A 21,847-nucleotide genomic window follows, 5' to 3' on the forward strand; every position below is an offset into this window, starting at 1 on the left:
ATCGCACAGGCTGAGACGGCGCGACAGGCCATTGGAATATTGATCCGGAGGCCGGCTCAGGGCTGCAGCCGGAAGCCCGGCGGACGGTCGGGAAATCCCGCCGCATCGGATAAGGAGATCCTACGGGCCTCACCGGTTGGGCCTCACCAGCCCGCAGTACAGGCCCTCGATGGCGAAGTCCTGGTCCGGCAGCACCTCGATCGGGGCGTAGTCGGGATTGCGCGGCAGCAGGCGGATGCGGTCCTTGCCGATCTTGAGCAGCTTGACGGTGATCTCGTCGTCGATCCGCGCCACCACGATCTGCCCGGAACGGGCGTCGCCGGTGCGATGCACGCCGATCAGGTCGCCGTTGAAGATGCCCTCGTCGCGCATGGAGTCGCCCTGCACCTTCAGCAGGTAGTCCGGTGCCGGCGAGAACAACACCCGGTCCAGCACCACGTAGTCGTCCGAACCGATGTCGGCGCCGATCGGCAAGCCGGCGGCGACCCGGCCCAGCACCGGCAGCCGCAGTGCATCGGCCGCCTGCGCGACCTCGGCAGCGACATGCGCGTGCACCGCGGGGGCGGCCAGGCGGATCCCTCGCGCCTGCCCCGGCAGGCGGCGGATGGCGCCTGCCTGCTCCAGCGCCTCCAGGTGGTACTGGGCGCCGCGCACGCCCCTGAACCCGAAGGCGCGGGCGATCTCGGTCTGCGAGGGCGGCACGCCATCGGATTCGATGCGCTCGGCGATCATGGCCAGGATGGCCTGCTGGGTATCGGTCAGATCCATGTTTAGTAGTATTACTACTAATTGGAGCGAGTGCAAGCTAGTGCCGGTTGCTGCGCCAGATCGAGTACAGGATCCATACCCCGCACAGCCCGGCGCCGACGAAGCCGGCCACGCCGATGGCCAGCAGCCAGCGGCTGGAGATGCCGCCCACGCTGTTCATCACGATCGAGGAGCCGATGATCAGCGCCGCGGTGACGATGCCGACGGTCAGGCGGTTGGCGGCGCGGTTGACCTGCTCGCCGAAGCCCTGCAACGCGCTGGTCTCGACATGGATCTGCAGGCGCCCGCGGCGAGCCATCTGCAGCAGCCGGCGTGCATCGCGCGGCAGGTCGCCGAGCAGGTCCAGCGCCGCCATCAGGCTGCGGCGGCCGCGCCGCAGCAGCACGTGCGGCGAGTACTGCTGCAGCATCGCCCGCTCCAGGTACGGCCGCGCGGCGCTGGCCATGTCGAAATCAGGGTCCAGCTGCCGCCCCATTCCCTCCAGGCTCAGGAAGGCCTTGATCATCAGCGCCAGGTCGGCCGGCAGCGTCAAGGCATAGGAGCGCAGGATGCCGGCCACGTCGCCGAGCATGGCGCCCACGTGCAGGTCCTTGAGCGGCACCCCGCGGTACTGGTCGACGAACACCCCGATGTCCTGCTGCAGCTGCACCTCGTCCACTTCGGTCTCGCTGTTGGTCCACTCCAGCAGCACGTCGGTCACCGACTCGGCATCCTGGGTCACCATGCCGTTGAGCAACTGCGCGATCTGGAAGCGGCGGCGCTCGGAGATCCGCCCGATCATGCCGAAATCGATCACGCCGATGCGCCCGTCGCGCATGTAGAAGATGTTGCCGGGGTGCGGGTCGGCGTGGAAGAACCCGTCCTCCAGCACCATCTTCAGCACGATGCCGGCGCCGATGCGTGCCAGCTCCGCACGGTCCAGGCCGGCCGCGTCCACGGCGGCCAGGTCGCGGCCGGGGATGCCGTCGACGAAGTCCTGCACGTTGAGCGTCTCGCAGGTCCACTGCCAGTGCACGCGCGGGATCAGGATCTCGTCGTGGCCGGCGAAATTGCCGGCGATGCGCTCGGCGTTGCGGCATTCGGCGACGAAGTCGAGTTCGCGCCGCAACGACTGGGTGAACTGGTGCACCACCGCGGTGGGGTGGTAGCGCTTGAGGTCCGGCGCCTGCGCCTCGATGATCTCGGCCAGCCGCGCCAGCAGCCGCAGGTCCGCCTCGATCACCTCGCGGATGCCGGGACGGCGCACCTTGAGCACCACCGAGGTACCGTCATGCAGCCAGGCGCGATGGGTCTGCGCCAGCGAGGCGGCCGCCAGCGGCGTTTCGTCCAGGCGATCGAACACGGTGTGCGGCGGGCCGCCCAGGTCGCGCTCGAGCTGCGGCGCGATGGCCTCGAACGGCAGCGGCGGCACCGCGTTCTGCAGTTCGCTCAGCTCGTCGATCCACTCCGGCGGCAGCAGGTCCACGCGGGTGGCCATCACCTGCCCCAGCTTGACGAAGGTCGGGCCCAGCTCCTGCAGCGCCTTGCGCACCCGGACCGGGGCGGACATGCGCAGCAGCTCCTCGGTGCGGGTCCAGTGCAGCAGCCGGCCGGCCTTTTCCAGCACATCGGCCATGCCGATGCGCCGTACCACGTCGCCGTAGCCGTAGCGGATCAGGACCGAGGCGATCTCCTGCAGGCGGCCGAGGTCGCGGACCGTACCCAATGTCTCCCACATCGATGCCATCTCGGCTCCGTCAGCTCGCCATCGGATTGCGCATCATGCCGCCAGCAGCCGCAACAGGCCGTGCACGGCCGCGGCCACGGTCTGGCGGCGCACCGCATCGCGGTCGCCCTGGAAACGGAACAGCTGCGCCTCGGCATAGCCCCCGCGCCGCTTCCAGGCGATCCAGACCGTACCGACCGGCTTGTCCTCGCTGCCGCCGCCCGGCCCGGCGATGCCGGTCACGGCCACCGCGATGGTCGCACCGGAGTGCGCCAACGCCCCGGACACCATCTCGATCGCGGTCTCGCGGCTGACCGCGCCGGTATCCTCCAACGTCTGCGCATGCACGCCCAGCAGGGCCTGCTTGGCCTCGTAGCTGTAGGCCACCAGGCCGCAGTCGAACCAGTCGGAGGAGCCGGCGATGTCGGTGGCCGCCTTGGCGATCCAGCCGCCGGTGCAGCTTTCCGCGGTCACCAGGCGCGCGCGGGCCTCGCGCAGTCGAGTACCCAACGTCTCGGAAAGGCGGCGGAGCTCGTGGTCGGAGGAAATCTGCATCGGGGGGCCTGCACGCATGACTGCGGCTATTTAGCCCGATTGCGGCCGGATTGTCTGCCCGGCCGGAACGGCGTCGCACCGTCCCCGCCGCACAGTCAATGGTCGTCGTGCAGGTACGAGGCCCTGCGCGGCAGGCGCAGGCTGACCAGGAACGCCAGCACCATCATCGCCGTCACGTACCAGAAGAAGGCCGATTCATGGCCGACCGACTTGAGCTTCAGCGCCACGAACTCGGCGCTGCCGCCGAACACGGCGTTGCCGATGGCATAGGCCAGCCCCACGCCCAGGGCGCGGACTTCCGGCGGGAACATCTCGGCTTTGACGATGCCGCTGATCGATGTGTAGAGGCTGACGATGGCCAGCGCCAGGACGATCAGCAACAGCGCCGCCCAGGGGCTGGACACATGCTGCAGCATGCTCAGGATCGGCACGGTGGACAGCGCCCCGAGTGCACCGAACAGCAACATGTTGTTGCGCCGGCCGATGCGGTCGGAGAGCATCCCGAACAGCGGCTGCATGCACATGTACAGGAACAGCGCCAGGGTCATGACATTGGTGGTGACCTTGATCGGCAGGTGCACCGTGTTCACCAGGAACTTCTGCATGTAGGTGGTGAACGTGTAGAAGATCAACGAGCCGCCGGCGGTATAGCCAAGCACGGTGAGAAACGCCGGCGTGTGGTGGCGGAACAGGTTGCCCAGGCTGCCGGCACCCTTCGCCGAGCGCTTCTCCTCGGTCTGCGTCTCGGTGAGCGTGCGGCGCAGCAGCAGCGCGATCACCGCCGCGACCGCCCCGACGACGAACGGGATGCGCCAACCCCAGGCGCGGATTTCGTCCTCGCTGAGCAGCACCTCAATGAGGCCGATCGCCAGCACCGCCAGCAATTGGCCACCGATCAGGGTGACGTACTGGAACGAGGAGAAGAAGCCACGCTGACCGCGCAACGCGACCTCGCTCATGTAGGTGGCGGTGGTGCCGTACTCGCCGCCCACCGACAGGCCCTGCAGCAGCCGCGCCACCAGCAGGAAGACCGGCGCCCAGACGCCAATGCTCGCGTAGGTCGGCAGGCAGGCGATCAGCAGCGAGCCGAAGCACATCATCACCACCGAGATCAGCAGCGAGGTCTTGCGGCCGTAGCGGTCGGCGATGCGGCCGAACAGCCAGCCGCCGACCGGACGCATCAGGAAGCCGGCGGCAAACACGCCCGCGGTATTCAGCAGCTGCACCGTGGGATCGGACTTGGGGAAGAACGCGCCGGCGAAATAGATCGCGCAGAACGCGTAGACGTAGAAATCGAACCACTCCACCAGGTTTCCCGAGGAAGCGGCCACGATCGCGAACACACGATGGCGCTTTTCCGCCGCGGTGTAGTGCGGCAGTGGAACAGGCGTGGAATCGAACATGGGGATGACTCGCAAAGTGTGGGATTCCGCCACGGGTCAGCGGAGGCGGTCACGGTAATCCCGCACGGCGAAAATGCGCGTTCATTGCCGCGCGCCACGCCTAGCACTTTGGTCGAAATGGCGGCGCCTCGCATGCATGCGGGCGCCGCGCGGCGGTCAGTAGTCCGGCTCCTGCACCGGCAGCAGCGCCCGCAGCGGGACGCCATCGGCTTCGCCGGCGAGCCGTTGTGCTTCCATCAACGGCAGGTCCACCTGCAGCAGCCATCCATCCTCGTCGGCCTGCTCGCCCTGCACCACGTCCAGCCGGTGCAGGCGCGAACGCAGCCGCCCTGCCGATGAAGGCAGGCGCAGGCTGCCGCGCACGCGCTGCAGCCCCAGCCGCCGTCCCAGCACCTGCTCGAGCAGGTCCAGGCCGCGGCCGTCGCGTGCGGAAATCCACACCCGCTCGCGCCGCGACTCGTCGGGGATGCCGTCCTGCGCGTCGTGGCGCGGTTCGGCGCCGTCGATGCGGTCGATCTTGTTGAACACCAGCAGCTGCGGAATATCCCCGGCCCCTACTGCCTGCAGCACCTCGTCCACCTGGGCGATGCGCTCCTCGCGCAGCGGGTCGGAGGCATCGACCACGTGCAGCAGCAGGTCGGCCTCGCGCGCCTCCGACAGCGTGGAGCGGAACGCGGCGACCAGTTCGTGCGGCAGGTCGCGCACGAAGCCCACCGTATCGGCCAGCACCACGTGCCCGCCGGGGATGGCGATGCGCCGCACGGTCGGGTCCAGCGTGGCGAACAGCTGGTCGGCGGCATAGGCTTCGGCCCCGGACAGCGTGTTGAACAGGGTGGACTTGCCGGCGTTGGTATAGCCCACCAGCGCCACCCGCGGCAGTTCGCTGCGCACGCGCGCGCGGCGCATCTGGGTACGCTGCACCTCCACCTTGTCCAGCCGCTTCTGCAACTGCTCGACCCGCTTCTGCAGCAGGCGACGGTCGGTTTCCAACTGCGTCTCGCCCGGGCCGCGCAGGCCGATCGAACCGCCGCGCTGGCGCTCCAGGTGGGTCCAGCCGCGCACCAGCCGGGTGGCGAGGTGGCGCAGCTGCGCCAGTTCCACCTGCAGCTTGCCCTCGTGGCTGCGGGCGCGCTGGGCGAAGATGTCCAGGATCAGCCCGGTCCGGTCGATCACCCGGCGCTCCAGCTGCCGTTCCAGGTTGCGCTCCTGCACCGGCGAGAGCATGTGGTTGACCAGTATCAGGTCCGCGCCGGTGGCATCGGCGGCGGCCTTCACTTCCTCCAGCTTGCCGCTGCCGATCAGCGTGGAGGGGCTGGGCCGGTCGATCCTGGCCGTCAGCGTGGTGGCGATGGTGGCACCGGCCGAACGCGCTAGGTCGGAGAATTCCTCCAGCACGTCCTCCTGCAGCGGACCACCGGAAAACGGCTGGATCAGCAGCGCATGTTCGCCCTTGCGCGAACGGTCAAACACGGATCACTCCACGGTCAATCAACTTCGTCATTGCCTGTTGCATCGCCTTCGCTGGTGGTTTGCACATGGCCACCGCCCGGCCCCATGCGCACGTTGCGCGCCGGCACCACGGTGGAAATGGCGTGTTTGTAGACCATCTGGCTCACCGTATTGCGCAGCAACACGACGAACTGGTCGAACGACTCGATCGTGCCCTGCAGCTTGATGCCGTTGACCAGGTAGACCGAGACCGGCACGCGCTCGCGGCGCAGTGCATTGAGGAAAGGATCCTGCAGAGATTGCCCCTTGGACATTGCTCACTCCGATTCTTGTTCTTCTAATGGGCCCGGCCGGCCGATCTCACCCATCACCCGCCCGGGATACCGATGTTACACGGCCGCGGCGCCCGCGGCTGTGCCGGGGACGGCCATGAAGCGCGAAATCGCATCATCGATGGCCGCCCGCTGGCTCGCTGGATCGAACCAAAGCGTATCCAACTGGCCGCGCAGCCAGGTGAGCTGGCGCTTGGCCAGCTGCCGGGTGGCATGGACGGCGCGCGCGCGGAACTCGTCGAACGTGGTGGCGCCGTCCAGGTGTTCCCATGCCTGGCGGTAGCCGACGGCGCGGATCGCCGGCAGGTCCAGCGGCTGCGCCACCTGCCGCATCGCGTCGAGCGCGCGCAGCGCCCGCACCTCGTCCAGGAAGCCCAGCTCCAGCATGGCGTCCAGGCGCCGCTCGATGCGCCGGTGCAGCGTCGCCCGCTCGGCCGGTGCCAGCACCAGCCTGAGCACGCGCACCGGCAGCGGCGGTGCCGGCGACGGCTGCGCCTGCCAGTGACTGATCGGCCTGCCGCTGGCGCGGAACACTTCCAGCGCCCGCTGGATGCGCTGCGGATCGGTGGCATGGATGCGCGCGGCGGCGACCGGGTCGATGGCCGCCAGCTGCGCATGCAGCGCCGGCCAGCCGCGCTCGGCGGCTTCGGCGGCGATAGCCGCGCGGATGGCCGGATCGGCGCCCGGCATCGGCGAAAGCCCGCGCAGCAGCGCCTGGAAGTACAGGCCGGTGCCACCGGCCAGGATCGGCAGCCTGCCGCGACCGACGATGCCGGCGATGGCCGTGCGCGCATCGGCGGCGAACTCGGCAGCCGAGTAGCCCTGCCAGGGATCGCGCAGGTCCAGCAGATGGTGCGGCGCGCGCACGCGCAGAGCCGCGTCGGGCTTGGCCGCGCCGATGTCCAGGCCGCGGTAGACCAGCGCCGAGTCCACGCTGACGATCTCCCCGCCCAGCCGTTGGGCCAGTTCGATCGCCACCGCGGTCTTGCCCGAGGCGGTCGGCCCCATCAGGGCGATGGCAGGTGGCCGGGTATCGGCCGGCATCAGTCCTCGTCCGGCCAGCGGATCGCCGCTGCGGGAGCGGCCTGCCGTGGCGCCGGCACCGCGGCCACCGCCTGCCATACCTTGATCGCGTCCACCGTGGCGGCGACGTCATGCACCCGCAGCAGCATCGCCCCGCGCTGAGCGGCGACCAGGTGCGCGGCCACCGAGGCGGCGACGCGTTCGCTCGGCTCGCTGCGGCCGGTGACCTCGCCCAGGCTGCGCTTGCGCGAAAGCCCGGCCAGCACCGGCACGCCGAGGTCGGCGAAACGATCCAGCCCGGCCAGCAGGGCGAAGTTGTGGGCGGTGGTCTTGCCGAAGCCGAAGCCCGGATCGACGACGATCCGGCGCCGCTCGATGCCGGCCATCTCGGCGGCGAAGATGCGCTCGGCCAGGAACCGGTGCACCTGCCCGACCACGTCGTCGTAGTGCGGTGCATCCTGCATCGATCCCGGCTCGCCGAGCATGTGCATCAGCACCACCGGCACCCCGAGTGCGGCGGCAGCATCGAGCGCGCCGGGCTGCCGCAACGCGTGGATGTCGTTGATCATGCCGGCCCCGGCGGCCACCGCGGCGCGCATCACCTCCGGCTTGAAGGTATCGATGCTGATCGGCAGCGCGGTCTCGCGCGCCAGCCGCTCGATCACCGGCAGCACCCGGCGCAGTTCCTCTTCCAGCGGTACCGGCGCGGCACCGGGGCGGGTCGATTCGCCGCCGATGTCGAGGATGTCGGCGCCTTCGGCAGCCAGTCCCAGCCCGTGCGCCACCGCCGCTTCCGTCGTGTCGTGGCGGCCGCCGTCGGAGAACGAATCGGGGGTGACGTTGACGATCCCCATCACCCGCGGGCGGTCCAGGCGCAGTCGCCGTCCGCCGCAGTCCAGCTCGGGCACGATGTCGAACATCCTCAGCGCCCCTTCTTCTCGTGGCGGACGACCTTCCACGCGGTCAGCGCGCAGCCGGCGGCGAAGCCGATGATGCCGCCCAGCAGGTAGTTTCCCGACCACACGCCGATGATCACCGCCAATGCGGTGGCCATGACGATCTCGGGCAGGGCCGAGGGGGATTTGTCCTGCTCGGGCTCGGACATCGCGATCTTCTCCAGTGCGGTCGGGCCGCCATTCTCGCCCGGATCGTGGGTTAAGGGCGGCGCAAGGCCGTGGTTTGCGGCTTCAGGGAACCCGGGGGCGGGAGCCATCCGGCCGCTGGGCCTGCCGTGCGCGTCCATGCCCGCGCCGCTTCTTTGCCCGGAGCCCCGCCGCGGTCCTGCCAATCGTCATGGATCCGGGCTCGCATGGCGGAGCCTGTCGCCCCGGATGTTTGTGCCGCCGGGCCCCTCGACAACGAGGCGGGCCGGGATCGCTCCCGGCCCGTCAGTCTCGTCTCGTTGTGCGGACGCTCGCCGCGCGGCTCAGGTCTGCTCGGCCGGGCCGGCGATCGGCGGCAGCGGACGCGGGCTGTTGTTGTTGTCGTTGCCGCCATCCTTGCCCGAGGACTTGCCCCAGCCTACCGGCGGCGGCGGATCGCGGCCTTCCATGATCGCGTCGATCTGCGGCACGTCGATGGTCTCGTACTCCAGCAGCAGCTTGGACATGGCGTGCAGCTTGTCCAGGTTCTGGGTCAACAGCTCGGTGGTGCGGGCATAGGCCTTGTCGAGGATCTCGCGCACCACCTCGTCGATCTTGCGCGCGGTGTCGTCGGAGACACTCTTGTGCTGGGTCACCGAGCGGCCCAGGAACACCTCGTCGTCCTCCTCGCCGTAGGCGATCGGGCCGAGCTGATCGGACAGGCCCCACTTGGTGACCATGTTGCGGGCCATCTTGGTGGCGCGCTCGATGTCGTTGGAGGCGCCGGTGGTGACCTTGTCGGCACCGAAGATCAGCTCCTCGGCCACGCGCCCGCCGTAGAGCGAGCACAGCTGCGATTCGATCGCCACCTTGTTCATCGAGTACTTGTCGCCTTCCGGCAGGTACATGGTCACGCCCAGCGCACGGCCGCGCGGGATGATGGTGACCTTGTAGACCGGGTCGTGCTCGGGCACCAGGCGGCCGACGATGGCGTGGCCGGCCTCGTGGTAGGCGGTCAGCGTCTTCTCTTCCTCGCTCATCGCCATCGAGCGGCGCTCGGCGCCCATCAGGATCTTGTCGCGGGCGCGGTCGAAGTGGTCCATGCGGACCTCCTTCTCGCCGCCGCGCGCGGCGAACAGCGCCGCCTCGTTGCACAGGTTGGCCAGGTCGGCGCCGGAGAAGCCCGGGGTGCCGCGCGCGATCACCATCGGCACGACGTCGTCGGCCAGCGGCAGCTTGCGCATGTGCACCTTGAGGATCTGCTCGCGGCCCTTCACGTCGGGCAGCCCGACCACCACCTGGCGGTCGAAGCGGCCCGGGCGCAGCAGCGCCGGGTCGAGCACGTCGGGACGGTTGGTCGCGGCGATCACGATCACGCCCTCGCCGCCCTCGAAGCCGTCCATCTCGACCAGCAGCTGGTTCAGGGTCTGCTCGCGCTCGTCGTGGCCGCCGCCCAGGCCGGCACCACGGTGGCGGCCGACCGCGTCGATCTCGTCGATGAAGATGATGCACGGGGCATGCTTCTTGGCCTGCTCGAACATGTCGCGCACGCGCGAGGCGCCGACGCCGACGAACATCTCGACGAAATCGGAACCGGAGATCGAGAAGAACGGCACCTTGGCCTCGCCGGCGATGGCCTTGGCCAGCAGCGTCTTGCCGGTGCCGGGCGGACCGACCATCAGCACGCCGCGCGGGATCTTGCCGCCGAGCTTGGTGAACTTGGACGGGTCGCGCAGGAAGTCGACCAGTTCGGACACCTCCTCCTTGGCCTCGTCGCAGCCGGCCACGTCGGCGAAGGTGACCTTGATCTGGTCCTCGCCCTGCAGCTTGGCACGCGACTTGCCGAACGACATCGCGCCCTTGGCGCCGCCACCGCCGCCCTGCATCTGGCGCATGATGAACAGCCAGAAACCGATGATCAGGATGACCGGCAGGAAATTGAGCACGATCGACCAGAAGCTGGGGCCGTTGGCCGGCTTCTGCCGGGTCATCTCCACCTTCTTGCTGTAGAGCACGTCCACCAGCTTGTCGTCGCGCGGGCCGTAGACCACGCCCTGGGTACCGTCGGTCCGGGTGTAGCGGATCGCGTTGACCGCGTAGCTGCTCTCGTCGGTGTACTCCACCGCCTTGATGCGGTTGTTGTCCACGTCCTGCAGGAACTGGGTATAGCTGGCCGAATCGTTGGCGGCGCCATTGTTCAGCCGCGGCGAGAAGCTCTGGAACACCACCATCAGCACGACGGCAACGACCACCCACAGCAACAGATTCTTGGTCAAGTCGTTCATCCTCATCGGCTCCGGGGTTTCCTTGTCCTGCTGTATCGGTTTCGAAAGTACGGGAGGCAGCTTACTTCATCTGCGAGCGCTTGCCCTGGCCCAGTGCATACACCTCCGGCGAACGCTTGCGCGAGGCCGCCGGCTTGCGGATCAGCACCTTGTCGTAACGGCGCCGAAGCTCGCGGACGTAGTCGTCGAAACCCACGCCCTGGAACAGCTTGATCAGGAACGCCCCGCCGGGCCTGAGATGGTTGTCGGCAAAGTCCATCGCAAGCTCGGCCAGGTGCATCATCCGCGGCTGATCGACCGCGTCCATGCCACTCTTATTGGGGGCCATATCCGACAGCACAAGGTCGACCGGCCGATCCCCGAGCATGGCTTCGAACTGGGATAGGACGTTTTCTTGCCTGAAGTCACCGTGAAGGAACTCCACGCCGGCCAGCGGCGGCATCTCCAGGATGTCCAGCGCCAGCACCCGCCCGCGCTCGCCCAGCGACTTGCGCACCTGCTGCGACCAGCCGCCCGGGGCCGCGCCCAGGTCCACCACCACCATGTCCGGCCGCAGCAGCTGGTCGCGCTCGAGCAGCTCCTCGAGCTTGTACGCCGCACGCGAGCGCATGCCCTCGGACTGGGCCTTCTTCACGTAGGGATCGGCGAAATGCTCGCGGAGCCAGCGCTGGCTGCTCTTGCTTCGGGTGGCCATGGCGGTACAGCGGGAACGGGTGCTCATGATACCCTGAACACCCTTGGCTACCGTCCCATCCTGCATGTCCATCGTCTTGACCTCGGCCCAGAACCGTTTCCTTCGTGGCCAGGCCCATGACCTCAAGGCGCTGCTGCAGATCGGCGGCAAAGGCATCACCCCCGCGTTCCTGGCCGAGCTGGACGAAGTGCTCGAGCGCCACGAACTGATCAAGGTGAAGGTCGGGGCTGAGGATCGCGAAGTGCGCGACGCCATGATCGCCGACCTGGTCGGGCGCAGCGGCAGCGCGCTGGTGCAGCGCATCGGCCACGTGGCGGTGCTGTACCGTCCCAGCAAGGAAAAGCGCCAGATCGTGCTGCCGCGCAGCTGAGCGCAGGGTACCCGGCATGCAGTTGACCCAGGAACTCCCCGACTACACCTACGCGCTGAAATCCGCCGACGGGCGCAGCGCCCGGGTCAACGACCTGTTGCTGCAGCGCAGCTTCATCCTGATGCCGGACCAACTGGTCGAGGAGTGGCCGGTCGGCGCCGACGCGGCGACATTGCAACCGGGGCAGATGATCCCGGTGCTGGAACTGCAGCCGGCACTGGTGCTGCTGGGCACCGGCACCCGCCAGGTATTCCCGGCGGTCGAGGTGATGGCGGCGTTCCTGACCCGCGGCATCGGCATCGAGATCATGGACAACGCGGCCGCGGCGCGGACCTACAACGTGCTGGCAAGCGAAGGCCGGCGGGTCGCCGCGGCGTTTCTGCTTGGAGCCTGACGGGGTCTGGATTGGGGATTGGGGATTCGTGATTGGGGAAAGGCGAGGCGAGGCCTTTTGCCACTCCTCAATCCCGCCCTTCGATGAGACGTGGGCAGCCCCCTACCCTGCGTGCACGGCAGCCGCGCGCCAGTCCCACCCGGTCGACGCGCAAGGTGGCGGCTCCCCGGGGCACCGGGGACGCAACCCGACCTACTTGCGGGAAGGTACAGCAGCGGGTCGACCGGCTTGCCGTCGTAGCGGGCGAGCCGGCGCCGCCTACGGTCCATCGGACCGTGGCGCCGGGGAGCGCCCGGCGCGCTGCGCCGGGCCGGGGATCCGCTCGTCACGCCGAGGCGGCGCTCATTTCCTGGGCAGGTACAGCAGCGGGTCCACCGGCTTGCCGTTGTAGCGGGCGAGCCGGCGCCGCCTACGGTCCATCGGACCGTGGCGCCGGGGAGCGCCCGGCGCGCTGCGCCGGGCCGGGGATCCGCTCGTCACGCCGAGGCGGCGCTCATTTCCTGGGCAGGTACAGCAGCGGGTCCACCGGCTTGCCGTTGTAGCGGATCTCGAAGTGCAGCATGTCGCGCGCGGCGCCGCTGCGGCCCATCTCGGCGATCTGCTCGCCGGCCTTGACCCGCTGCCCCTCGTTGACCAGGCGCTTGCGGTTGTGGCCGTAGGCCGACAGCCACTGCTCGTTGTGCTTGACGATGATCAGTTCGCCGTAGCCGACCAGGCCGGCGCCGGAATACACCACCACGCCGTCGGCGGCGGCGCGTACCGCCTGGCCGCTGGCGCCGGCGATGTCCACGCCCTGCTTGGTGGCCTCGCCGGCGACGAAGTTGCCGACCACGACGCCGTCGGCCGGCCAGCGCCAGCTGAACCCGCTGCTCACCGGCGCCGCAACCGGCGCCGGCTGCGATGCGGGCGGCGGCGTGGCCTGGCTGCCCTGCGTCGGCCGCGCCGCGATCGTGCCGCGGCCGGCGCTGCTGCCCGGCGGGTACAGCCGCAGGGTCTGGCCGGGATAGATGGTGTTGGGCGAGGACAGGTTGTTCCAGGTGGCCAGGTCCATCGGCGTGATGTTGTGCTGGCGGGCGATGGCATACAGCGTGTCGCCGCGCTTGACCACCACGCTCGCGCCCGGGCGCGGAACCGATCTCGCCGGCACCGACGAGCCGCCGGCGGAGCTCCCGCCCCCCTGCTTGCTCACCACGGTGGCGGTCCCGCACGCGCTCAGCGCGGCCAGCGCGAGGCCCCATGCCATCAGCCGCAGCGGCTTGTCCAATCGATCAACGCTCATCCGAATCTCGCTCTCCATAAGATGTCCGGCCTGCGCCGGTCCCATCGACTCTCTGCAACACCCGGCGCCGGACCCGCCCGCCGCCGGATCACCCGGTGACGCGCTGGAACAGCTGGTGCACGGCGACGCCGCCGCCGCCGATCAGGACACTGAAATAGACGATGGTGGCGATGTTCGCCAGGTGGCCCAGCATAATCGCCCCGCCGTCGCGCTGGATCATGCCGATCGCGTAGAACAACAGCGCGATGCCCGGGATCGTGTTGCTGAAGGGAATGAACCCGAACGGCGCCATCAGCAGCAGCGCGGCCAGGATGAAGGCCAGGTTGTTGAACAGCTCGGTGCCGCGGCCGCGCGCCAAGGCGCTCAACCGATGCGGGTGGCTGACCTTCTCCAGCCGCCGCACCCACTCCAGCCCGCGGGTCAGCGCCGGGCGCAGCTTCGCCGCGGGCAGTGCACGGTTGCGGAGACGGGCGGGCAGCCACAGCGGGCGTCCGCGCACGCGGCTGATGCCGACCAGCAGGATCGCCGCGCCGAACACCGTGCTCACGCCCGGGATCGACACCGGGATCAGGAACACCAGCGTCAGCAGCATCGTCAGCAGCAGCAGGCCTTCGTCGCCGAACACGTCCAGCAGTTCGCCCAGGCTCAGCTTGTCCTCGGGCAGGTGGTCGATGATCGTCGACAGCTGTTCGCCGAGCGAGGCCCCCTCGTGGTCGGCGACCTGGCCGCTTCCATTGCTCGAATCCATCACCCTCGGTGTCCTCGCGCGGTATCGATTGCCACGGCTCAATCCAGCATGCCCGACAGTAGCGGCACGAAGGTGACCGGCGCCAGAACCTGCTGCTCGGTACTCCCGTCCTCGTTGCGGGTGATCAGCACCAGCGACTGCACGCCGGCGCCGCCGACCGGCGCCACCAGGCGGCCGCCGACCGCCAGCTGCCCGATCAGCGCATCCACCAGCGCCGGCGCGGCGGCGGTCACCACGATCGCGTCGTAGGGGCCGTGCTCGGGCCAGCCGATGCGGCCGTCGTCGTGCTTGCTGCGGATGTTCATGCCGAGCTGGCGGAAGCGCTTGCGCGCCTGCCGCAGCAGGTCGCCGATGCGCTCCACGGTATAGACCTCCAGCCCCAGCGCGGCGAGGATCGCGGCCTGGTAGCCGGAGCCGGTCCCCACTTCCAGCACCTTCTTCGGCGCGCACTGCATCACCGCCTCGGTCATGCGCGCGACCACCCACGGCTGCGAGATGGTCTGCCCGTGGCCGATCGGCAGCGCCGTGTCCTCGTAGGCGCGCGAGGCCAGCGCCTCGTCGATGAACAGGTGCCGGGGCACGGTGCGGATGGCGTTGAGCACCGCCTCGTCGGCGATGCCGCCGCCGTTATGCGAACCCTCGCGCAGGCGCTCGACCAGGCGGTCGCGCACGCGCTGGGAGGTCATGCCGATGCCGACCGCTTCCGGTTGCAGGCGCAGCCGCGGGGTCATGCCGGCGCGTCCAGGGCGGCGGTCAGGCCGTCGACCCAGCTGGCGACCTTCTCCAGCGCCTGGTAGCGGGTCAGGTCGACCTGGATCGGGGTGATGGAGATGTGGCCGGTGCGCACGGCATGGAAATCGGTGCCGGGGCCGGCGTCCTGCTCGGCACCGGACGGGCCGATCCAGTACACGGTGTGCCCGCGCGGGTCGCTCTGCGGCAGGCACGGCTCGGAACGGTGGCGGTTGCCCAGGCGGGTCACCTCGAAACCGCGCACCTCCTGCCACGGCAGGTCCGGCACGTTGACGTTGAGGATGGTGTCGGCCGGCAGCGGATCGGCCTTCAGCCGCGCCACGATCTCCACCGCGGCGCGCGCGGCAGTCTCGTAGTGGCGTGCTTCCTGCTTGCAGGTCACCAGCGACACCGCCACCGCCGGGAAGCCGAGGAAGCGGCCTTCCATGGCGGCGGACACGGTACCCGAATAGATCACGTCGTCGCCCATGTTGGCCGCGTTGTTGATCCCGGAGACGACGATGTCCGGCTCGTACTCCAGCATGCCGGTCAACGCCAGGTGCACGCAGTCGGTGGGCGTGCCGGCGACCGAGCAGGTGTAGTGGTCGATCCGCTTCAGCCGCACCGGCACGTCCAGCGTCAGCGAGTTGCTGGCACCGGAGCGGTCGCGGTCCGGTGCCACCACGGTGACCTCGTGTCCGGCGTTGCGCAGCCCTTCGGCAAGAATCCTGATGCCGGGTGCGTCGACGCCATCGTCGTTGCTGACCAGTACGCGCATGGTGCTCCTCGAAAAACCCGGCCATGATACCGGATGCATCGCCGCCCCTGCCCCTTTTGGCGATGTTTTGCCCAGCGGCGCGCGCGCGTTAGGCTGTCGGCATGCCGCACGATCCAGACGACAACGACGCCGAGCTGTTCCGCGCCGCCATCGGCCCGGTCAAGCCGATGCGGGCGCAGCAGCGCGTGGAAGACAGCCGCCCGAAACCGCGTCCGCACGCACGCATGGCCGAGCGCGACGAGGCCGAGGCGCAGGGCGAGTTCGCGCGGCTGTTGCACACGGCCGCGCCGCTGGACGGCGGCGACACCGCCAGCCATCGCCGCGACCACGTGCCCGGCCGGCTGCTGCAGCGGCTGCGCCGCGGCCAGTACGCGGTGCAGGACGAACTGGACCTGCACGGGGCCACCGCCGCGCAGGCCGAGGCGATGCTGCGCCAGTTCCTGGCCGAGGCGCACGCGCACGACCATGGCTGCGTGCGCATCATCCACGGCAAGGGGCGACGCCATGCTGAGTCTGGGATGGACGGCGGCGCGCCGGTGCTGAAGAACCTGGTTGACCGGCTGCTGCGCCAGCGTGCCGACGTGCTGGCCTTCCATTCCGCGCCGCCGGCGCAGGGCGGCACCGGCGCGATGCTGGTGCTGCTGGCACGGGACTAGCGTGATCGATTGCCCAGTGGGCCGTGTCCGGCCTGGCAGACCACCGGCCGGTGTTGCGTGGCACGCCTGAAGCCGTCAGAGCCATCCCTCGCGAAGCGGGGCCAGGCCACGCAGGCATGCTGTCGTCCGGGACAGTACCCACCGCCGCTCCCGCGAATGCGGTAACGCATGGACGTTGCCGCGATCGGCGCGGACGTCCCTGGACGATCAGCCGTGACCGGCCGTTCGGCTGTGGCGAATCACTGCGACTGCCGAGAAGCGCCCACCGCACCGGCGCGGATGGCGAGGACAACGTCCCCCGGGCAAGCGCAGCGCACCCGGCGACACGGGGCCAACGTGTGACCGCCATCGCGGATGCGCTGCGCCTGCCCGGGTTGCAGGAGCTGCCGTGCCCGCGCTCAGGCGCGGGCCAGGCCGTACTCCTGCGGGAAGGTGTGCAGCGAGCTCTCGACCACCGTGACCGCGCCGTCGATCAGGCCGCAGCGGCCGCTGCCGGGCAGGATGCGGCACAGGTTCTGCAGCGCGCGCAGGTCGTCCACGGTGCCATGCCCGGTGTCCAGGCGGTCGAGCAGGCGAGCCATCTGGAAGGTGCCGCACTTGCACGGCGGGCACTGGCCGCACGAGCCGGCGGCGAAGAACTCGATGTACTCGGCGACCCTGCGCACGATGCTGGTGCCCTCGGAGACCACGATCATCGCGCCGGTGCCCAGCCGCGAGCGGCGCTGGCGCACCGAATCGAAGTCCAGCGCCACGTCCAGGTCCGCCGCGGTCAGCAGGGTATTGGACGGGCCGCCGGTGAACACCGCCTTGAACGCCTTGCCCTCCAGCATGCCGCCGCCGTGGTCGAAGATCAGCGACTGCAGCGAGGTGCCCATCGGCAGCTCGTACAGGCCCGGCTGCAGCACGTCGCCGGACAGCGAGTACAGCTTGGTACCCACCGCCTCGCCCAGCCCCAGCGCCCGGTACCAGTCGGCGCCGTTGCGCAGGATGTGCGGGACGTTGGCCAGGGTCTCGGCGTTGTTGAGCAGGGTCGGGGCGCCGGCGACGCCGGACTCGGCGGGGAACGGCGGCTTGCGCCGCGGAAACGGGAAGTTGCCCTCCAGCCAGGAGATCACCGCGGTCTCCTCGCCGCCGATGTAGCGGCCAGATGTCGCCACCACCTCCATCTGCAGGGGCCGGCCCAGCCGCTTTTCCAGCCGCCCCAGCGGTTCGCTGCCGCGCCATTGCCCGACCGCCTTGCGCACCTCGGCGATGGCCTGCTCCTGGTGCGGATTGACGTACAGCACGACATGATTGGCATCGACCGCCAGCGCCGCGATCAGCGCGCCCTCGATCACCTGGTGCGGGGTCCAGCGCAGCAGGTGGCGGTCCTTGAAGGTGCCAGGCTCGTCCTCGTTGGCGTTGCACACCACGTAGCGGTCGCAGCCCGGCGTTCCGGCCACGGCGGTCGCCTCCCACTTGCGCCAGGTGGGAAAGCCCGCGCCGCCCATGCCGCGCAGGCCGGCATCGCGCAGCAGCGGGATGATCGCCGCCGGATCGGCCAGCGCCGCGTTCAGGCCCTCGCCGCCGCCGGCGGCGAACCAGGCGTACAGATCGGCGCCGACCTGGCGCGAGGGGTGCAGCAGTAGCTGGTTGGCCTCATGCATGGCTGTTCTCCGTGGCTGCGCGGTGCTGGTGGAGATCGAAATGTCCGTAGTCCGGGTACAGCATCGGGGCCCGTGGCGCCGCATCCAGCCCGGCACGCATCAGCGCGCGTTGCCAGTCGTGCACGTGCTCGATGCCGCCGCGGCCCTGCCATACGCGGCCCTGCCTGCTCGCGGCGGCAGCGCCGGCGCGGCGGCCGAAGCAGATGATGTCCAGCAGCGCATTGCCCATCAGCCGGTTGCGGCCGTGGATGCCGCCGCTGACCTCGCCGGCGCAGTACAGGCCGGGCACGGTGGTGGCGCAGTCGGCGTCAATCACCACGCCGCCGTTCTGGTAGTGCAGGGTCGGATGCACCAGCAGCGGCTCCCGTGCCGGGTCGATCCCGCACTTGTGCGCGATGTGCGACAGCGATATCAGCCGGCCCAGGATCTCCGGCTCGCGCGCGATCAGCCCCGGCGTATCCAGGAACACCCCTACCCCGCCGCCGCTGACGATGCCGCGCCCCTGCGCGCACTCGCGCAGGATCGCCGCGGCGACCACGTCGCGCGGCTGCAGCTCGTCGATGAAGCGCTCGCCCAGGCCGTTGACCAGGAACGTGCCGGCCGAACGTACCGCCTCGGAGACCAGGCTGCCGGCCAGGTGCAGCGGTGCGGCGATGCCGGTCGGGTGGTACTGGAAGGAATCGAGGTCGCGCAGCCGCGCGCCCATGCGGTAGGCCATCACCAGGCCGTCGGCGGTGGCGCCGTAGTGGTTGGAGGTGGCGAAGCCCTGCAGGTGCAGGCGGCCGCTGCCGCCGGTGGCCATCACCACCGCGTGCGCGCGCACCATGGTCAGGCGCCGCCGCTCCAGGTCGTAGAGCACCGCGCCGACGCATTCGCCCTGCGGGTTGGACAGCAGCTCAACCGCCGGACAGCGGTTGAGCACGGAGATCCTGCGCTCCAGCTCCACCGCCTCGCGCAGCACCCGCATCATCGCCAGCCCGGTGAAGTCGCGATGGCAGAGCACGCGGGGGACCGTGGTACCTCCGGCGCGCTTGCGCAGCAGCCGGGCATTGGCCGAGGCCGTGGACTCCAGGTCGAAGTTCATTCCCTGCGAGATCAGCCAGCGGATCGTGTCCGGTCCGTCGGTCACCATCTGCGCCACCAGTTCGCGCGCGGCCACCGAATGGCCGCCGCGCAGGGTGTCGTCGTAGTGCTGCTGCAGGCTGTCGTCGTCGCCGACCGCGGCCTGGATGCCGCCCTCGGCCATCACCGTGTTGCTGTCGCCCACGCGCAGCTTGTTGGCCAGGAACACCGAGGCGCCGGCCTGCGCCGCCTCCAGCGCCGCCGCGCAACCGGCACCGCCGCCGCCTATCACCAGCACGTCGGTGACCAGCGGGGTGGCGCCGGCCAGGTCCACGTCGTCGATCAGCGGACGCCGCTGCAGCAGCTGCGCCAGCTGCGGGTGGCAGTCGTCGCCGGCGTTGACGCCGATCTGCAGCGGCACCCGCGCCTGGTCGCCGTAGTCGGGATGGAACTGCCGCAGCAGTTCCTGCTTCGGCATCGACTCCTCGCGCAGCGCCGGGGTGCCGGCACGCAGCCGTTCCAGTGCCACTGCGTAATCGATCGCGGCAGTGCTCATGACGCGCCTCCCTGGCCGGCCTGCGCCGGCTCGGCGATCTCCACCCGCATCTCCCCGGTGTCGATCTGCTTGAGACGCCGCAGCAGGTCCGACGGCCGCAGCGCAGTGACCGCGCGCATGCGCCGCACGAACAGGCCCAGGTGGTTGGGACGGATGTTCTCCGGACAGGCGAGCGTGCACAGGTTGCACATCACGCACTGGTCGAATATCGAGTCCACCGCGTCGAAGTCGCCGGCCACCGCGCTGGCCACGCCCTGCTGCACCGCCAGCTGCTTGGGGCAGGCGCTGTCGCAGCCGCCACAATGGCGGCAGTGCTCAGCCTCGGGGAACAGCTCGGACATCTCCTCCAGCCGCCGCCAGCCGTCGCCCAGCTGCTGCAGGTCGTAGTAGTGGACATGGTTGGGGGTGAAGTAATCGACGAAGCTGACCTGCATGCCTTCCTCGGCCGAGGTCTCGCAGGCCAGCGCCGGGCGCACGTCGCGTTCGCCCTCGCGCCGGACCAGGCAGCGGCACGAGCCGCATACGCCCTGGCCCATGCAGCCGACGTTGGAGGTCAGCGCGCTGCCGGCCCGCGCGTAGGCCTGGATGATGGACGCATGCGGGTCGGCCTCGACCTGCTGCCCATCGATCACCAGCCGTATCTTCTCGCTCATTGCAAGCTCCTTGGGTGGGATGCCGGCCGGTGCCGTGCATCATTGCCTGGGGTGGTCTGCGAAGCGAGGCAATCGACCGGCGGCGACCATGGGAATGCAGGCCTTCCCCGCCCTGTACGACTGCCCTGTGGACCCGGACCCTGCAGCCCGTTCCTCGTGAAGGATTATGCTTTGTTCCGGCGCTCCTCCCACATGGGCGCGACAGCATGTCGCAGGCGCCAGTCAGAAAATGGAGGCCGTCGCAGCCGCCGCCGCAACGTGTCGCGCCCCTGCGACCCGGCCGCACCGACCGTCGGCGAGGGTCGAAGCCGGCCCCCCGGGATGGACTTTCTGGTTGCGTTCGCGCACGAGCGCTGCCGTGTGGCCTGCATGGGGCTCATGGCCGGAGCCCCATGACGGCTCCTCGGCCACGGGACGTCGCGACAGCCTTTCAGGATGCCGGCGGATCCACGCTCGCAGCCGGCGCCTCGGCCTGCACGGTCTCGCCCAGCTCGTGCAGCACGGCCGTGGCATAACAGCCGGCAGGCAGGGCGAAGCCGAGCTGCAGCACCGCCGGCTCCAGCCAGGCGAAGGCCAGGCCCTGCGGCCGCAGGCGCAAGGCCCGGCGCTCCTGCTTGAGTCCCGCCTGCTCCAGGCCCTGGCGCAGGGCCAGCGCGGTGTCGTCGGCCAGGGCGGTCCGCTCCACTTCCGCGGCCTCGCCCTGAGTGCGCGACTCGCCGGCGCCCCACAGCGGGCCGCTGGGATGGATGTCGAAGCGCGCCAGGCGTTCGGCCAGCGCATCGCTCCAGGGCTCGGGGCCGAACACGCTGCGGCTGCCGGCCAGCATCCACACCTCGCCGTCCAGCGGCTTGTCCCAGTCCTCTCGCGCCACCCGCTGCGCCAGCACGCGGTTGAACAGGTCCGAGCGCGCCGCCGACAGCAGCAACGAGCGTTGCTCCTTGCGCACGCGGCGCCCCCCGAACATGGCCAGGGCCGCGGCGATGTTGCCGCCACAGCGGCCGAAGCGCTGCTCGCCGAACCAGTTCGGTATGCCGCGCTCGGCGATCTGCGCCAGCCGCCGGTCGATCGCCTGGACGTCGCCCTCGACGTCGCGCAGCACCAGGGTGAAGCGGTTGCCGGCCAGCGCGCCGCGCTGCAGCTTGCGGTTGTGCCAGCTGGAGGCGACAACCTGCAGTTCGTCCGACTGCAGCGCCTGCAGATCCGGGGCGACGCGCTTGGGCAGGTGCACGCTGAACCGCTGGGTGGTCACCGCGTGGCGGTCCTTCAGGCCGGCATAGCTGACCGCCATCTCGGGCACGCCCGCCCACTGTGCCAGCCGCTTGGCGATGAAGGCGGTGTTGGCCCCGCGCTTGCGGATGGTCAGCAGCAGGTGCTCGCCCTCGCCGCTGGGCTCGAACGCGGGCAGCTCGTCGACCTGGAAGTCCTCCGGCACGGTACGCATGGTCGCGGTCAGGACGGAGGGGCCGTAGGCCCTGGGAAGAATGGAATTGTCGGTCATGGTCGTTCGCTTCAAGGCCCCTCTCCAGCAGGGCGAAAAGGCACGGCTTGCGCGCTACCGGCGCGCGTGCCTTGGAGCGCCCGCGCCGCCGGCGTGGGCCGGGGCGCGCAGCGGGGGTTGCGCTCGAGGGTACGGCGAAGCGGCGATGGCTGCGGCATTCCCGACTTCGCCGAACCCTCATC

At 69.9% G+C, this 21,847-nt stretch carries 22 protein-coding genes; 3 read left to right on the top strand and 19 right to left on the bottom strand.

Annotated features, from left to right (window positions below; genetic code table 11):
* Window positions 1-129: 129 nt before the first annotated feature.
* From lexA to rlmE, 11 genes are all read right to left on the bottom strand, one after another.
* On the bottom strand, window positions 130-768 hold the full coding sequence (lexA, locus tag LRX76_RS01155) for a transcriptional repressor LexA (protein ID WP_231800879.1): 639 nt from the start codon (window positions 766-768) through the stop codon (window positions 130-132).
* A 37-nt stretch (window positions 769-805) separates the two neighbouring features.
* Window positions 806-2,485, bottom strand: a complete 1,680-nt coding sequence (gene ubiB, locus LRX76_RS01160) for a 2-polyprenylphenol 6-hydroxylase (RefSeq protein WP_231801764.1) — start codon at window positions 2,483-2,485, stop codon at window positions 806-808.
* Between the two features lie 42 nt (window positions 2,486-2,527).
* Window positions 2,528-3,028 carry a CinA family protein gene (locus tag LRX76_RS01165; protein WP_231800881.1) on the bottom strand — a complete coding sequence of 167 codons (501 nt, stop codon included), beginning with the start codon at window positions 3,026-3,028 and terminating at the stop codon, window positions 2,528-2,530.
* A 95-nt stretch (window positions 3,029-3,123) separates the two neighbouring features.
* Entirely contained in the window at window positions 3,124-4,431 is a 1,308-nt protein-coding gene (locus tag LRX76_RS01170) for an MFS family transporter (RefSeq protein WP_231800884.1), read from the bottom strand.
* 156 nt (window positions 4,432-4,587) lie between these two features.
* On the bottom strand, window positions 4,588-5,901 hold the full coding sequence (gene hflX, locus LRX76_RS01175; protein ID WP_231800889.1) for a ribosome rescue GTPase HflX: 1,314 nt from the start codon (window positions 5,899-5,901) through the stop codon (window positions 4,588-4,590).
* A gap of 14 nt (window positions 5,902-5,915) precedes the next feature.
* Window positions 5,916-6,194: an RNA chaperone Hfq gene (gene hfq / locus LRX76_RS01180; RefSeq protein WP_231800891.1), complete on the bottom strand. Its 279-nt coding sequence runs from the start codon at window positions 6,192-6,194 to the stop codon at window positions 5,916-5,918.
* Between the two features lie 75 nt (window positions 6,195-6,269).
* Window positions 6,270-7,256 carry a tRNA (adenosine(37)-N6)-dimethylallyltransferase MiaA gene (gene miaA / locus LRX76_RS01185; RefSeq protein ID WP_231800893.1) on the bottom strand — a complete coding sequence of 329 codons (987 nt, stop codon included), beginning with the start codon at window positions 7,254-7,256 and terminating at the stop codon, window positions 6,270-6,272.
* Window positions 7,256-8,155 (bottom strand): dihydropteroate synthase, encoded by a 900-nt coding sequence (gene folP / locus LRX76_RS01190; RefSeq protein WP_231800895.1) that lies wholly within the window; start codon window positions 8,153-8,155, stop codon window positions 7,256-7,258. Before folP ends, miaA begins: the two co-directional genes overlap by 1 nt.
* Window positions 8,156-8,157: 2 nt before the next feature.
* Complete coding sequence (locus LRX76_RS01195) at window positions 8,158-8,478, bottom strand: hypothetical protein (protein WP_231800897.1); 321 nt, start codon at window positions 8,476-8,478, stop codon at window positions 8,158-8,160.
* A gap of 183 nt (window positions 8,479-8,661) precedes the next feature.
* The gene (gene ftsH, locus LRX76_RS01200; RefSeq protein WP_231800903.1) at window positions 8,662-10,602 is read right to left on the bottom strand and encodes an ATP-dependent zinc metalloprotease FtsH; all 1,941 of its coding nucleotides are present in this window, start codon (window positions 10,600-10,602) and stop codon (window positions 8,662-8,664) included.
* Window positions 10,603-10,663: 61 nt separating this feature from the next.
* A complete protein-coding gene (gene rlmE, locus LRX76_RS01205) occupies window positions 10,664-11,296 on the bottom strand; it encodes a 23S rRNA (uridine(2552)-2'-O)-methyltransferase RlmE (protein ID WP_231801766.1) in 633 nt (210 codons plus the stop codon).
* Between the two features lie 64 nt (window positions 11,297-11,360).
* Here rlmE and yhbY point away from each other — a divergent pair, with 64 nt between their 5' ends.
* On the top strand, window positions 11,361-11,666 hold the full coding sequence (yhbY, locus tag LRX76_RS01210; protein ID WP_231800920.1) for a ribosome assembly RNA-binding protein YhbY: 306 nt from the start codon (window positions 11,361-11,363) through the stop codon (window positions 11,664-11,666).
* A gap of 16 nt (window positions 11,667-11,682) precedes the next feature.
* Complete coding sequence (locus LRX76_RS01215) at window positions 11,683-12,060, top strand: Mth938-like domain-containing protein (protein WP_231800922.1); 378 nt, start codon at window positions 11,683-11,685, stop codon at window positions 12,058-12,060.
* 493 nt (window positions 12,061-12,553) lie between these two features.
* Here the strand turns inward: LRX76_RS01215 and LRX76_RS01220 are convergent, their stop codons facing one another.
* From LRX76_RS01220 to surE, 4 genes are all read right to left on the bottom strand, one after another.
* Window positions 12,554-13,357, bottom strand: a complete 804-nt coding sequence (locus LRX76_RS01220; protein ID WP_231800924.1) for a peptidoglycan DD-metalloendopeptidase family protein — start codon at window positions 13,355-13,357, stop codon at window positions 12,554-12,556.
* Between the two features lie 70 nt (window positions 13,358-13,427).
* A complete protein-coding gene (locus tag LRX76_RS01225) occupies window positions 13,428-14,087 on the bottom strand; it encodes an exopolysaccharide biosynthesis protein (protein WP_231800926.1) in 660 nt (219 codons plus the stop codon).
* Between the two features lie 38 nt (window positions 14,088-14,125).
* Window positions 14,126-14,818, bottom strand: a complete 693-nt coding sequence (locus LRX76_RS01230) for a protein-L-isoaspartate(D-aspartate) O-methyltransferase (protein ID WP_231800928.1) — start codon at window positions 14,816-14,818, stop codon at window positions 14,126-14,128.
* Window positions 14,815-15,594, bottom strand: coding sequence for a 5'/3'-nucleotidase SurE (gene surE, locus LRX76_RS01235; RefSeq protein ID WP_231800930.1), 780 nt, complete (start codon window positions 15,592-15,594; stop codon window positions 14,815-14,817). The genes LRX76_RS01230 and surE overlap by 4 nt, the downstream gene beginning before the upstream one ends.
* Window positions 15,595-15,695: 101 nt before the next feature.
* On the opposite strand from surE, the gene LRX76_RS01240 reads away from it, so the two are divergent.
* Window positions 15,696-16,250, top strand: a complete 555-nt coding sequence (locus tag LRX76_RS01240) for a Smr/MutS family protein (protein ID WP_231800934.1) — start codon at window positions 15,696-15,698, stop codon at window positions 16,248-16,250.
* A gap of 398 nt (window positions 16,251-16,648) precedes the next feature.
* Here the strand turns inward: LRX76_RS01240 and LRX76_RS01245 are convergent, their stop codons facing one another.
* From LRX76_RS01245 to truD, 4 genes are all read right to left on the bottom strand, one after another.
* Window positions 16,649-17,896 carry an NADH-ubiquinone oxidoreductase-F iron-sulfur binding region domain-containing protein gene (locus LRX76_RS01245; protein WP_231800936.1) on the bottom strand — a complete coding sequence of 416 codons (1,248 nt, stop codon included), beginning with the start codon at window positions 17,894-17,896 and terminating at the stop codon, window positions 16,649-16,651.
* Window positions 17,889-19,514 (bottom strand): FAD-binding protein, encoded by a 1,626-nt coding sequence (locus LRX76_RS01250; RefSeq protein WP_231800939.1) that lies wholly within the window; start codon window positions 19,512-19,514, stop codon window positions 17,889-17,891. Before LRX76_RS01250 ends, LRX76_RS01245 begins: the two co-directional genes overlap by 8 nt.
* Entirely contained in the window at window positions 19,511-20,167 is a 657-nt protein-coding gene (locus LRX76_RS01255; RefSeq protein WP_231800941.1) for a 4Fe-4S dicluster domain-containing protein, read from the bottom strand. The genes LRX76_RS01250 and LRX76_RS01255 overlap by 4 nt, the downstream gene beginning before the upstream one ends.
* 430 nt (window positions 20,168-20,597) lie before the next feature.
* The gene (gene truD, locus LRX76_RS01260; protein WP_231800943.1) at window positions 20,598-21,665 is read right to left on the bottom strand and encodes a tRNA pseudouridine(13) synthase TruD; all 1,068 of its coding nucleotides are present in this window, start codon (window positions 21,663-21,665) and stop codon (window positions 20,598-20,600) included.
* Between the last annotated feature and the right edge of the window lie 182 nt (window positions 21,666-21,847).

It is taken from the genome of Stenotrophomonas sp. MMGLT7, from assembly GCF_021168555.1.
GTDB lineage: Bacteria > Pseudomonadota > Gammaproteobacteria > Xanthomonadales > Xanthomonadaceae > MMGLT7.